The following is a 12,889-nucleotide window of genomic DNA, read 5'->3' as shown; positions in this document are numbered from 1 at the left end:
TCGCGCCATCATCCCGTCGTGCCGTCATCCCATCCTGCCTTCTTCCTAACGCGCCATATCATCATAATGATCGGGATGCGATTGAGCAACAGTTGCTTTTTCTATCTGCGGTTCACGGAGTTCAACAGGCTTTGGTACCACTTTTTTGCGCATGGCCATGTTCAGCATTTCAACGCCAACGGAGAAGGCCATGCCGAAATAGATGTAGTTCTTGAGATGTAACGCATGGGCCGCCTCACTGTCCCATCCTTCAATAACCAGGCTGAGTCCGATCATGACCAGGAAGGATAGCGCCAGCATTTTAAGAGTCGGGTGTTTATGGATAAATCCGGAAATATTGGGACTGAAGAGGAACATCACGATCATGGCGATGACCACGGCAGCGATCATAATTTCCACGTGCTTGGCAGTACCACCCGCCGTGATGATGCTGTCAAATGAAAACACGGCATCCAGCAGCATGATCTGCGCCAAAGCCTGGCCAAAACTGATGCCTGCTGCATTTTTGGGGTCTGCATTGGGGTCATCGCCTTCCAGTTTGTGGTGGATTTCCTTCACTGATTTGTAAATCAGGAACAATCCCCCGGCCAACATCACAATGCTGGCAAGATCAAAACCCTTGTCGCCGATACTGAAAAGATATTTTCCTTTCTGGCTGAGCAACCAGCCCAGCGCCATCAGCAGCAGGCTTCTGACGATAATTCCTGATATCATCCAGAAGCGCCGGGCTTTTTTCTGGTCTTTGATATCCGTCAGGCGGTTCATGATGATGCTTACGAAAATCACATTATCGATTCCGAGCACCACTTCCAGAATCACAAGGATGACGAAACTGATGATACTTTCACTTGTAAATAAGTGTTCCATAAAAAAATTATTGTTAGTGGTTGGTGGTTAAACTCAGAGTGATTTACAAATGTTTTTTGCAATAGTAGGACCTACATAAATAAATCCGGTCCATACCTGTACCAGGGATGCTCCGGCTGACAGTTTTTCGCGTGCATCTTCGCCGGTAAAAATTCCGCCACTGGCAATAATGGGAATAGCTCCTCCTGAACGGCGGCGGATATAATCCACTATTTCGGTTGCCCGTGTACGTAAGGGAGATCCGCTCAGTCCGCCCGCCCCGATCTTTTCCAGTTCCTTTGCGGACGTCTGCAGATCTGCGCGGCTGATGGTGGTATTGCTGGCCACAAGCCCGTCCAGCCTGATTTCGAGTGCCAGGTCAATCACATCATCGATTTGTTCTGTGGTGAGGTCGGGGGCGATCTTCAGTAACAGGGGTTTTGGCCTCGGCTGTTGCTGGTTGATGGTCTGCAGGTGCGACAGTATCTTGTGCAGGGCGTCTTTCTCCTGCAGGGCCCGCAGTCCCGGCGTGTTGGGGGAACTCACATTTACCACGAAATAATCCACCACATCAAAGAGTTCACGGAAACAGATCTCATAATCCTTCCATGCTTCTTCATTGGGTGTTACCTTGTTTTTACCAATATTGCCGCCAATGATCAGTTTCGGTTGTCCGTTTCTGTTATCAGGATGGGCCAGTTTCCAGTTTTTGAGTCTTTCCGCAACCACTTTTACCCCGTCATTATTGAATCCCATCCGGTTGATCAGGGCCTTGTCTTTAGGAAGACGGAAAAGGCGTGGCTTTTCATTGCCGGGCTGGGGTTTGGGCGTTACCGTTCCGATCTCCACAAAACCAAAACCCAGGGCTTCGAGTTCACGGAGATATCGGGCATTTTTATCAAAACCGGCTGCAAGTCCCACTGCATTTTTAAAATCCAGTCCGAATGCCTGCACCGGCCGGCTTTCAGTCGCGGTAAAAGTCCTGGCGATGTATTTTCTGATGGCGGGTACAGAACAGGCAAGCTGCAGACTGTTCATTGAAAAATAATGGGCCGATTCAGCCGGCAAACGGAAAAGTAGATTGCGTAATAGGGAATACATGTGCCTTTTATTTGTATGATTCCAGCTTTTCGATAAGAGCCTTATCCAGCAGCTGCATCATCATGGGGTCGTCTTTTTTTATATTTACAAATGTCCATTTTTCTTTTGGTTCATCCCGGAGCGCGGCCATGGATGTCAGCTGGTAAATATTAAAAAGCTTATCTGTTTCGTTGTACCATACATTTTTCTGGCCAAATTGTGTGCGGAAAGCAGTCAGGGCTGAATTCACCTGCTCCTGGTCCATATTCAGCTGTTTTTTGAATTGCATCCGCATTACCATGGAATAGTCGATCCGCGAATACATGCCATTATTAAGTGCAAACACGGGGTGGATCTTAACCACTGCCAGTGAGTCCATCGTTATTTTTATTTCCTCATTGTCAAAGCTGTTTTTCATGGCTTCTATGATGGTTTCTTTCGGAGCCAGTTCAAACAGTTTGGGATAGGTATAGTCAATCACTTTGGGAATATCGAGTACGCTGTTTGCTTTCATGAATTCATCCAGGCGTTGCACCAGTGCGGCACTGTCGGCAGCGGTTTGGGAGTGGGCAGTAACAGCGCAGATCATCCAGGCTAATACGAATAAGGTCTTCTTCATTAACTTTTTATCAAAAAAAAACCTTTGGCCGGGGATTGCAAAAAATTATTTTTCATGGAATAGGAGAAAACTTAAATTTGATTCAGAAAGTTGTCTATGCAACTAAATAAATGCAGTGTGAAGAAACGGCAGGAGTGGTTGGGGGATGATTGCACATATAAAACATATTCATATGCAGGATGCTTACATTGTTGCGGGGTTCCGCACGGCTGTTACCAAATCAAAAAGGGGAGGCTTCCGTTTTGTACGTCCGGATGACCTCGCAGTGGATGTTATTAAAGGTTTGATGGCCTCCGTGCCGCAACTCGATCCGTCGAGGGTGGATGACCTGATTGTGGGCAATGCTGTTCCTGAAGCTGAGCAGGGCTTGCAGGTAGGTCGCATGATCTCGGTAAGGGCCCTGGGTATTGAAGTGCCGGGCATGACGGTTAACCGGTATTGTGCAAGTGGCCTTGAAACCATCGCCATCGCTTCGGCAAAAATACGCAGTGGCCTGGCAGAATGCATTGTGGCGGGTGGTGTGGAAAGCATGAGTATGGTGCCTACAGTTGGTTGGAAAACGGTTCCGGCCTACAGTGTGGCCAGCGAAACCCCTGACTATTACCTTGGCATGGGATTAACAGCCGAAGCGGTGGCGAAGGAATATGGCATCAGCCGTGAGGCGCAGGATGAGTTTTCCTACAACAGTCACCAGAAAGCCATTCGTGCCATTGAACAGGGGTATTTCAAACCCGGTATTCTTCCGGTTAAAGTGGAGCAGGTATATCTTGATGATAAAGGCAAAAAACAAAAAAAGGAATACCTCGTAGAAACAGATGAAGGTCCGCGTGCTGATACCAGCCTGGAAGCGCTTGCCAAACTGAAGCCTGCATTCGCGGCAGGTGGTGTGGTAACGGCGGGCAACTCATCACAGACCAGTGATGGCGCTGCTTTTGTGGTGGTGATGAGTGAAACCATGGTAAAGGAACTCGGGCTTCAACCGATGGCCAGGCTGGTAAGTTGTGCAAGTGCGGGTGTGCATCCCCGTATTATGGGCATAGGACCGGTAGCTGCCATTCCCAAAGCGCTGAAGCAGGCTGGAATGAGCCTGTCACAAATTGACCTGGTGGAATTGAATGAGGCTTTTGCATCCCAGGCGCTGGCTGTAATCAGGGAAGCCGGACTTAATCCGGAACTGGTAAATATCAATGGGGGAGCTATTGCCCTTGGCCATCCGCTGGGATGCACCGGTGCCAAGCTGACCATTCAGATTACCCAGGATATGAAACGACTCGGTAAAAAATATGGTTTGGTAACGGCATGTGTGGGCGGTGGACAGGGTATTGCCGGCATTATTGAAAATCTGTAAAACTGCAACAAGGTAAGTTTGAAACGCTGTGTGGTGGCACAGCGTTTTTTATTTAATGAAACATTAAAAAATAGTTTCTTTGTAAATCCCGAATATTCAATGGGAATTTATGTACCAAAATGAGCTGTGAAGTATGATAAGGGTTTTTATCACCGATGATCATGAGATGTACCTGGAAGGAATCTCCCTTTTATTGCAAAAACAGGAAAAGGTTGAAGTAACCGGTTCAAGTCTAAGCGCAAAGGATTTGCTCAACAGGTTACCTGAACTTTCCCCGGATGATGTGTTACTGCTGGATGTCAACCTTCCGGATATGGAGGAGGAGGAACTGATTCGCAGGATCAGGGCCATCCGGCCAATGCAGCGCGTCATTTACCTCACACTGATGAGGGGCACCCGGTATGTTCACAAGTTGATGAAGTATCGCATCCAGGGATATATTCTCAAAAATGCAACAGTGGAAGAACTGGTAACAGCCATTGAAACTGTAGGGGCCGGAAAGAACTATTTCAGCAGGGAAATTGATATCCTGCATGAAGGGGATTTTCGCAATACCCTCACTATTGAGGACAGGAAAGTGGATGAGATATTGTCAAAGCGTGAAATTGAAGTGCTGAAACTGGTATGCCGCGAATTCAGTAATGCCGAAATCGCCCAAAAACTGTTTTTAAGTGTAAGTACGATTGAAACCCACCGGAAGAACCTGATTGCAAAACTCGGTGTACAGAATACGGTTGGATTGGTGAAGTTTGCTCTCAGGAATAACCTGATTGATTGAAATACATCCTGATTATAGCATTTGCCTTTTGCCAGGTGAGTGTATCCATTGCCCAGAAACCGGATACCAATTACCTGAAAAGTCTGTATGACCATTCATTGGAATTTTCGGAAGAGAAGCTGGATTCTCTCCTGATCAATGCTGCCTTTATTGAACAACAGTCGGACCAGCTGGACTTCAGGAAAGGCAGGATCCTGGCCCTGCGATTAAAGGGCATACACAGCGAGTTTTCCGGAGATTATGATGAGGCCATCCGCTATTACCTGGCAACCCTGGCCGAATCAAGGAGCAGTGGACAAATAGAATATGAAATTGCCGCGCTGAGTGACCTGGCAATTGTGTACTCTGAAATAAAACAGCCGGCAAAAGCAAAGGAAGTTTACCTGCGGTCACTTCGCCTGTCTGAATTGCAGGGCGAAGTATCTTCCCTTATTTCCGCCTATAGCAACCTGGGTGCCTTATACAATATGCTGAACCAGACCGATACAGCACTTATTTACCTGAACCGGGCGCTGAAATTAAGCAACCAGTATAAGCGGACAGAAAGCCTCCCCGTCATTTACAATAACCTGGGCAACGTATATTTTAAGGAAAATAATTTTCAGAAGGCCAGGGAATATTTTAACATCAACAAGCAGGTTCATGAGTCATCATCAGACACCGCCAGCCTTTGGACGGATTACCTGAACCTGGGTGATGTGTTTCTCGAACAGGGACATTATGATTCCGCGAAATGGTATACGGATGCTGCCTTACAGGTTGCCCTCAGGCTCGGATCAAAAAGTAAAGAGGCGGAAACCTATGCACTGATTTCCAAATTCCACGAAAAACAGGGCCAGTACAGGCGAGCTTTCGAATACCAGCGAAAATGGTACCGCCTGGATACCGCCATGGTTAATGAGTCGTCTGGCAGAACGATTGCAGAAATGCAGGAAAGGTTCAATGCCCGCGATCGCGAAAAACAGAACCGGCTGCTGGAGGCTTCCGTGGAAAAAGGGCGCCTTCAGAACCGTAACCTGAAGCTACTGGTCATCGCGGCAGGTATCATCGGTTTACTTGTCGGCATCTTGTTACTGGTGTACCGAAACTCAAACCTCAGGCTGAAAAAAGTTAATGATATTATTGGCCGTCAGAAAGAAAAGCTGGCTATCCTGAACCAGGAAAAAAATTCACTGATCAGTATCGTTTCCCATGATCTGAGTACCCCCTTTATTACCATTGATACCTGGAGCCGCCTGCTGGAGCAGGATCAACCGCTTTCAGCCGGACAGCAAAAATCATTGGAAAAGATCAGGGGCGCAGCCCTGAATGGCGAAAAACTGATCCGCCAGATCCTGGAAATCGAAAGGCTGGGCACCAGCCTGGAGAAACTGGAAATGGAAGAGCTTAACCTGGGCGATTTTGCGGCACATGTTGCAGGGGAACACCAGGCGGCGGCTGCCGCAAAGGATATCCGCCTTCATGTTACCTTGATGAAGGAGCCGGTATTCCTGATGACTGACCAGGCTTTGATCCGGAGGATTCTGGATAACCTGCTTTCCAATGCTATAAAATTCACCCCAGCTGGCAGGGAGGTAAGGGTTTCGGTTACTGATAAGGGTGATTTTGCAGAACTTGCAGTGGAAGATGAAGGACCGGGCATCCCAGAAGAAGAGCAACAGCTTCTCTTCACCAAATATGCCCAACTGACCAACCGGCCCACAGCAGGGGAAGGCTCTACCGGCCTGGGACTGGCCATTGTGAACCGGCTGGTTACAGAACTCAACGGGTCAATCACCTGTACCAGCGAAACCGGAAAAGGCTGCCGTTTTACCGTGAGGTTTAAAAAATAAAAGCAGCATTGTTGCAAAAACAGGCTAGCATCCCCCTATATTTGCATCGTTGTTTCAAAAAGGCAAAAAAATGACCAGAATTTACTACTTCCTTATTGTGCTGCTTTTCAGTGTGGGTACTGCCCGTTCACAGCAATCAAAAAACTCGCTTTCGGGCAGGGTGACTGATAGTCAAACCGGTCTGCCGCTGGCTGGTGCTTCCGTCTGGGTGGTGGACCTGAAAACAGGCACTTCCACCAATGCGAAAGGCGAATACCGGCTGAATAATTTATCTGAAGGGCAGCACCTGGTAGAGCTGTCCTATGTCGGTTATGCATCCCTGTCTGAATTTGTGGTCATCAAACCAGGGGCAATAAAGGATTTTCAACTAAGCCCTTCCGTGGTTGAAAACGATGAGGTGGTGGTAACGGGAATCAGTACAGCCATGCAGGCCCGGCGTAACCCCACACCTGTTACCGTGGTCAGGAAAGAGGAATTGGTTAGATCTGTTTCCAGCAACCTGGTGGATGCCCTGAGTAATAAACCAGGCGTTTCCCAGGTGTCAACCGGACCGGCAATTTCCAAGCCTGTTATCCGGGGATTGGGTTTCAACCGGGTGATCGTTCTGAATGATGGCATCCGGCAGGAGGGCCAGCAATGGGGGGAAGAGCATGGCCTGGAGATCGATGAATTAAGTGTGCAGAAAGTGGAGATACTGAAAGGACCGGCTTCGTTGATGTATGGCAGTGATGCCATGGCTGGTGTGATCAATATCCTTACGAATGTGCCGGTGCAGGAAGGCAGGATGAAAGGTTCTTTTGTTTCCAATTACCAGACCAATAACCGGCTCCGTTCCTTTCACATGAACCTTGGTGCCAATAACAAAGGTTTTAACTGGAATGCATACGGTTCCTACAAAGCAGCAACCGACTATAAAAATAAGTACGACGGCCGGGTCTTTAATTCAAGGTTTAATGAGAAGAATTTTGGCGGTTACCTTGGTTACAATGGCAACTGGGGTTACAGCCACCTGGTCATCAGCAATTTTAACCAGCAACTCGGTGTGGTGGAGGGTGAGAGAAATGAAACCGGGGAGTTCATCAAACTTTTACCCGGTGGGGGAGAAGGCGTTCCCGATGCGGCTGATTTCAGGAGTATCAAACCACATGTTCCGATGCAGGAGATAAAACATTTCAAGGTGGCATCGGATAACAGCTTCCAGATCGGTGCCGGCCGGATCACACTGAATATCGGTTACCAGCGGAACCAGCGTATGGAGTTTGCCAACCCCGATGATTATAAGGACAGGGAACTATACTTTGACCTGAATACATTCACCTATTCAACAGCTTTCCACTTCAGGGAGAAAAACAAATGGCGTGTAACGGTTGGCGTTAACGGGTTGTCCCAGGCAAATCAGAATAAGGGGGAAGAAGCGCTGATCCCTGAATACAATATGTTTGATGCGGGTGTTTTCGGATATGTACAGAAATCAGTGGAGAAACTGACTTTCAGTGGCGGACTGCGTTTCGATAACCGCCATATCCGTTCAAAGTTCATGGAGGAGGATGGGGAGGAAAAGTTTGCGGCCTTTTCACGGAATTTTTCCAATCTTTCCGGCAGTGCCGGCATTAGTTACCTGCCAACCCCGGCCATATCGCTCAAGTTTAATCTTTCCAGGGGTTTCCGGGCGCCAAGTATACCGGAACTGGCTTCCAACGGTACGCATGAAGGAACCAACCGGTACGAATATGGCAACAGGAACCTGCAGTCCGAAAGCAGCTGGCAGGCAGACCTTGGATCGGAATTTAATTCTGATCACCTTTCCCTTTCAGCAAGCCTGTTCCTGAACAGCATCAATAATTATATCTATTACAGCAGGATCCCTGCCGTTAACGGGGGCGATTCACTGGTGGATGGCAATACTGCTTTCCGCTTCAACCAGCAGGATGCCAGCCTCGCGGGATTTGAAGTGGTGGTGGATATCCATCCCCACCCACTTGACTGGCTCCATTTCGAAAATTCATTTTCGTATGTGCGTGGCCGTTTTAGTGACGGGGTCGAAGGAAACAGGAATATTCCTTTTATCCCGGCTGGCAGATGGCTGTCTGAGCTGAGGGGCGATTTCCTGAAAGAAGGAAAAACATTCCGTAATCTTTCCCTCAGGTTCCAGCTCGACAATACCCTGGCACAGAAGAAGATCTTTGATGTATTTAACACTGAAACCATAACTGCAGCTTATACCCTGCTGAATGCAGGTCTGAGCGCTGATCTTTTCGCGGGTAAGAAAAACTTCGCAAGCATTTATTTCAATGTGATGAATATCGGAGATGTGGCCTACCAGAATCATCTCAGTCGCCTGAAATATACTGCTGAAAACCTGGTGACAGGCCGCACGGGTGTATTTGCCATGGGGCGTAATTTCAATATCAAGTTATTGATCCCGCTGGATTTCTCAATCGGCAAAAAATAAATCAGGCCGGGCTGACCAGGGCTTTTCTTTCACCGATCTGCTGGCGCCACATGGCATAGTAGAGACCCTTCTCCTCCAGCAAAGCCTGGTGGGTACCGGTCTCTGCTATTTCTCCTTTCTCAAGGACATAGATCCGGTCAGCGTGCATGATAGTGCTTAATCTATGCGCGATCATGATGGTGATCTGTTCCCGCTGCGAGGATATCTGCCTGATGGTGCGTGTGATCTCTTCCTCGGTCAGGGAGTCCAGGGCAGAGGTGGCTTCATCAAAAATCAGGAGATTGGGATGGCGCAGTAATGATCGCGCAATAGACAGTCGTTGTTTTTCCCCTCCGCTGAGTTTCAGGCCGCTTTCCCCAATCACCGAGTCGAGTCCTTTTTCTGCTTTGCCAAGCAGGTTCTGGCAACTGGCTTTGTACAGGGCGTCCAGCACTTCTTCATCAGAAGCATTGGGTTGTACAAACAGCAGGTTTTCACGGATGGTTCCGGAGAATAATTGGGTGTCCTGTGTTACGAACCCGATCTGTTTGCGCAGTTCCTCATAATCAATATCATTCTCATTAATACCATTGTAGGATATACTTCCTTCCTGTGGACGATAGAGTCCCACCAGTAATTTCACCAGGGTAGTTTTTCCGGCTCCGGATGGCCCCACGAAAGCGATTGTTTCTCCCTTCTTCACCTCAAAGCTCATCTGCTGGATGGCGTAATGCCTGGTGGATTTGTGTTTGAAGCTTACATCCCTGAAGCTCAGGTGGTGAATGGCGGATAGTTCAATCGGGTTGGCCGGGCGTGGTTCGGGTTGTTTCTGCATCAGGTTTTTAAAATTGTTCAGCGATGCTTCCGCTTCCCGGTAGGAGAGGATGATATTGCCGATTTCCTGCAGGGGCCCGAAAACAAAGAAGGAAAATATCTGCATCGTCACCAGTTCTTCCGGTTTCATGGTTTCGCGGTAGATCAGCCAGAGCAGAAGGAACAGGATCACCTGCCTCAGCGTATTCACGAATGTTCCCTGAACGAAACTCAGACTCCTGACACGTTTTACCTTGGTCAATTCGAGCCCCAGTATCTTATAGGTATTCCGGTTCAGTCGCTGCACTTCCTGGTTGGTAAGACCAAGGCTCTTGATCAGTTCGATGTTGCGGAGTGATTCAGTGGTGCTGCCAGCCAGTGAAGTGGTTTGTGATACAATGTTTTTCTGGATGGTCTTGATCCGCTTGCTCAGGAAATTGGTCAGTACGGTCAGCAAAAATATTCCGCCGAAATATACCAGTGGCAGCGACCAGTGAATGGTGAATGCATAGGCCGCCACAAACAAAACGCCTATAAGGACACCGAATAATATATTGATGAAATTGGAGATGAATTTTTCAGTATCGGTTTCAACTTTCTGGAGGATGCTGAGTGTTTCACCACTTCGCTGGTCTTCAAATTCATGAAAGGGCAGTTTCATGGCGTGTTGTAGTCCGTCTGTAAAAACCTTGGCCCCGAATTTTTGTGTGATCACGTTAAAAAAATAATCCTGGAATGCCTTCGCAATCCGGCTGACCATGGCTACGGTGATGGATAGCAGTACCAGCCAGCCGACAGCTCTTCCGAATTCGGGCCAGGTGTATTTCTTGTGGTCAAAAGCGATTTTTGTCATCCTCCCGAAGATGATCGGATCAATAAGCGAAAAGCCGGTATTGATTCCGGCCAGTAATAAGGTGAGTAATACCAGCCATTTATATGGCTTAAGGTATTGCAGTAGAATTTTCATAATTATGCGTTCATGCTAAAATTAGGATAAAACCAACCAAAAGGGATACCTGTCATTACCTGCTTACTCTATTTTTGCCGAAATTCCACGGATGCTGAATTACCTTATCCTGAAAGATGCGAATGCCGGTCGGCTCAGTAAAAAAGAAGCAGGCTATTATATTGCCCTGGTTATCTTCTTTATAACCCTGTTTATGGGTGGTAATCCGGTGATCAATAACATCGCTATCGGATTATTGTTCGTTTATACCTGGACCATCAACAGCCTGAAAGACAAATGGGAAATCCTTCGTGCTGAAAGGTCCATCTGGCTGATGATTGGTTTCTTTCTGTTGCATCTTGTAAGCCTGGCCTGGACAGGCAATAAAGCGGAGGCAGGCGTCATGCTTGGGCTCAGAAGCCCATTGATCATTTTCCCTTTATCTTTAGGGTTAACCCGTATCAGCCAATTCCTGCGGGAAAGGGCACTGGTTGCTTTTGTTATGATAACCACCATGGTGGCTCTGTTATGCCTGGGAGATGCAGTTTTGAACTGGAAAAGAACCGGAGACAGCGGATTTATGTACAATGATTCCCTGAGTGGGTTGGTAGAAATTCAGTCTATATACCTGGCAATGATGGTAAACATTGCATTGTTCAGCATTGCCTGGCTGATTACGCGGGATGGCATGCCATCTGCGGTAAGGTCCTGGCTGTATCTGAGCCTTGTCGTATTACTACCCTTCCATTTTTTACTGGCCAGCCGCATGGCTATACTTATCCTGTATACTGCCGCAGCCATATTTCTGGCCTGGAAAATTGTCAGCAGGCGGCTGGTGCTGGAAGGTGTAACCCTGGTGATGGGGCTGGTAGTGGTTGGTTTCCTGCTCCTGAAATTTTCGCCTAAAACGTTTAACCGTTTCCGTGAGCTAGGTTATACCGGTTATGATATCAGGAGTGAGGCAAGGGAAAGTCATTATAACAGCGAACTGACAGCAGACCAGTGGAATGGCGCCAACATCAGGCTGGCGGTCTGGGATTGCGGTATAGAACTGGCGAAAAATAATATGCTGCTGGGAACGGGGTTGGGCGACAAAATGGATGAGTTGATGAAAGTGTATGAGACGAAAGGTTTCAGTTTTGGTGTGAAGGCCAACAGGAACCTGCACAATAATTACCTGGATGCCTGGGTGACGTTTGGGCTGGCCGGGTTGGTGCTGATGGTTTTTGGCTGGATTTTATTACCGATGCGGAGGGCCTTGCGTGCAGGCAATTTCTGGGGTGCCATTGTAATTGCATCCTTTGCGCTGTCATTTATCAGTGAATCTTATTTTGACCGAAGTATCGGAGTAATAACGACCTGTTTTTTTATTTGTTTTGTGGGGGCTGCAGCCGCCGGCCAAAAGAAAGCAGCCTGAAACCGCAGTTGCCATGTTTTATTCATTGTCCCGGATATGCAATTAATTTGGATCAGAAATTATCTGCGAGGTAGAGTTCAATTGCCTTGTCAGTATTGCCAAAATATTCCAGTTTCCCGTGTTTCATATAGGCGGTTCGGGTGCAGTATTTCTGGATGACATCCATACTGTGACTAATCAGCACGACAGTTTTACCTTCAATCCAGCTGCTTTCAAAAACCTTAATGGCTTTTTCCTGGAATTTCATGTCGCCAACGGCAAAAATTTCATCCAGGAACATAATGTCTGCCCCCGCATTAACGGCGATGGAGAAACTTAATCTTGCCACCATGCCGGAAGAAAAGTACTTGATCTTGGTGTCAACAAATTCTTCCAGTTCGGCAAATGAAACTATCTGGTCAAATATGGCATCTATTTCTTTGATTTTTAAACCAAGCACCGATGCTGAGATATAAATGTTTTCCCTCGCGGTCAGTTCATGACTCATGCCAACGCCCAGGTTCATCAGCAGTGTGCTCCCATTGATCTTAAGGTGTCCGGTGTCTGTTTTGTATACTCCTGCGAGGATTCTGGTCAGGGTTGATTTCCCGCTCCCGTTTCTTCCTATTATGCCAACGCATTCCCCTTTTTTTACTTCGAAGTTCATCTTTTTAACAGCTTCAACGGCTTTGTTACGGGGTGGATTGAAAATATTAAAGAGCCGGTGTTTTACGGTATTATGGCTGTCTTCAGTGATATGAAATGTCTTGCTGATATTTTTTGCGTGAATTGCTGACATG

The 12,889-nt window shown here is 47.5% G+C and carries 10 protein-coding genes; 5 read left to right on the top strand and 5 right to left on the bottom strand.

Features of this window, described 5'->3' with window-relative positions; genetic code table 11:
• Window positions 1-45: 45 nt before the first annotated feature.
• From BC349_RS07565 to BC349_RS07555, 3 genes are read right to left on the bottom strand one after another with little or no spacing between them, the layout of a single operon-like run.
• A complete protein-coding gene (locus tag BC349_RS07565; RefSeq protein WP_187256153.1) occupies window positions 46-867 on the bottom strand; it encodes a TerC family protein in 822 nt (273 codons plus the stop codon).
• 33 nt (window positions 868-900) lie between these two features.
• Window positions 901-1,947, bottom strand: a complete 1,047-nt coding sequence (locus BC349_RS07560; RefSeq protein WP_187256152.1) for a quinone-dependent dihydroorotate dehydrogenase — start codon at window positions 1,945-1,947, stop codon at window positions 901-903.
• 7 nt (window positions 1,948-1,954) lie between these two features.
• The gene (locus BC349_RS07555) at window positions 1,955-2,545 is read right to left on the bottom strand and encodes a hypothetical protein (RefSeq protein WP_187256151.1); all 591 of its coding nucleotides are present in this window, start codon (window positions 2,543-2,545) and stop codon (window positions 1,955-1,957) included.
• 172 nt (window positions 2,546-2,717) lie between these two features.
• Here BC349_RS07555 and BC349_RS07550 point away from each other — a divergent pair, with 172 nt between their 5' ends.
• The 4 genes from BC349_RS07550 (at window position 2,718) to BC349_RS07535 (ending at window position 8,955) form a co-directional block, all read left to right on the top strand.
• Complete coding sequence (locus tag BC349_RS07550; protein ID WP_187256150.1) at window positions 2,718-3,893, top strand: thiolase family protein; 1,176 nt, start codon at window positions 2,718-2,720, stop codon at window positions 3,891-3,893.
• A 133-nt stretch (window positions 3,894-4,026) separates the two neighbouring features.
• On the top strand, window positions 4,027-4,671 hold the full coding sequence (locus tag BC349_RS07545; RefSeq protein ID WP_187256149.1) for a response regulator transcription factor: 645 nt from the start codon (window positions 4,027-4,029) through the stop codon (window positions 4,669-4,671).
• A complete protein-coding gene (locus BC349_RS07540; RefSeq protein WP_187256148.1) occupies window positions 4,668-6,503 on the top strand; it encodes a tetratricopeptide repeat-containing sensor histidine kinase in 1,836 nt (611 codons plus the stop codon). The genes BC349_RS07545 and BC349_RS07540 overlap by 4 nt, the downstream gene beginning before the upstream one ends.
• Before the next feature lie 70 nt (window positions 6,504-6,573).
• Window positions 6,574-8,955, top strand: a complete 2,382-nt coding sequence (locus BC349_RS07535) for a TonB-dependent receptor (RefSeq protein ID WP_187256147.1) — start codon at window positions 6,574-6,576, stop codon at window positions 8,953-8,955.
• Window position 8,956: 1 nt separating this feature from the next.
• Here BC349_RS07535 and BC349_RS07530 read toward each other — a convergent pair whose 3' ends face one another.
• Window positions 8,957-10,714, bottom strand: coding sequence for an ABC transporter ATP-binding protein (locus BC349_RS07530; protein ID WP_187256146.1), 1,758 nt, complete (start codon window positions 10,712-10,714; stop codon window positions 8,957-8,959).
• A 91-nt stretch (window positions 10,715-10,805) separates the two neighbouring features.
• Here BC349_RS07530 and BC349_RS07525 point away from each other — a divergent pair, with 91 nt between their 5' ends.
• The gene (locus BC349_RS07525) at window positions 10,806-12,110 is read left to right on the top strand and encodes an O-antigen ligase family protein (protein ID WP_187256145.1); all 1,305 of its coding nucleotides are present in this window, start codon (window positions 10,806-10,808) and stop codon (window positions 12,108-12,110) included.
• Between the two features lie 52 nt (window positions 12,111-12,162).
• On the opposite strand, the gene BC349_RS07520 is transcribed toward BC349_RS07525, so the two are convergent.
• Entirely contained in the window at window positions 12,163-12,888 is a 726-nt protein-coding gene (locus tag BC349_RS07520) for an ABC transporter ATP-binding protein (RefSeq protein ID WP_187256144.1), read from the bottom strand.
• Window position 12,889: the final 1 nt, after the last annotated feature.

The sequence above is a fragment of the Flavihumibacter stibioxidans genome, from assembly GCF_014332695.1.
Taxonomy (GTDB): domain Bacteria; phylum Bacteroidota; class Bacteroidia; order Chitinophagales; family Chitinophagaceae; genus Flavihumibacter; species Flavihumibacter stibioxidans.
Note: the sequence above shows the minus strand (reverse complement) of the source record. Positions and strands in the feature narration are given on the sequence as shown.

Excerpts from the sequence above, each read along its gene's own strand:
- BC349_RS07520 (WP_187256144.1), bottom strand. The coding sequence starts at position 12,888 with ATGTCAGCAATTCACGCAAAAAATATCAGCAAGACATTTCATATCACT.
- BC349_RS07530 (WP_187256146.1), bottom strand. The coding sequence starts at position 10,714 with ATGAAAATTCTACTGCAATACCTTAAGCCATATAAATGGCTGGTATTA.
- BC349_RS07545 (WP_187256149.1), top strand. The coding sequence starts at position 4,027 with ATGATAAGGGTTTTTATCACCGATGATCATGAGATGTACCTGGAAGGA.
- BC349_RS07550 (WP_187256150.1), top strand. The coding sequence starts at position 2,718 with ATGCAGGATGCTTACATTGTTGCGGGGTTCCGCACGGCTGTTACCAAA.
- BC349_RS07565 (WP_187256153.1), bottom strand. The coding sequence starts at position 867 with ATGGAACACTTATTTACAAGTGAAAGTATCATCAGTTTCGTCATCCTT.
- BC349_RS07555 (WP_187256151.1), bottom strand. The coding sequence starts at position 2,545 with ATGAAGAAGACCTTATTCGTATTAGCCTGGATGATCTGCGCTGTTACT.
- BC349_RS07525 (WP_187256145.1), top strand. The coding sequence starts at position 10,806 with ATGCTGAATTACCTTATCCTGAAAGATGCGAATGCCGGTCGGCTCAGT.
- BC349_RS07535 (WP_187256147.1), top strand. The coding sequence starts at position 6,574 with ATGACCAGAATTTACTACTTCCTTATTGTGCTGCTTTTCAGTGTGGGT.
- BC349_RS07560 (WP_187256152.1), bottom strand. The coding sequence starts at position 1,947 with ATGTATTCCCTATTACGCAATCTACTTTTCCGTTTGCCGGCTGAATCG.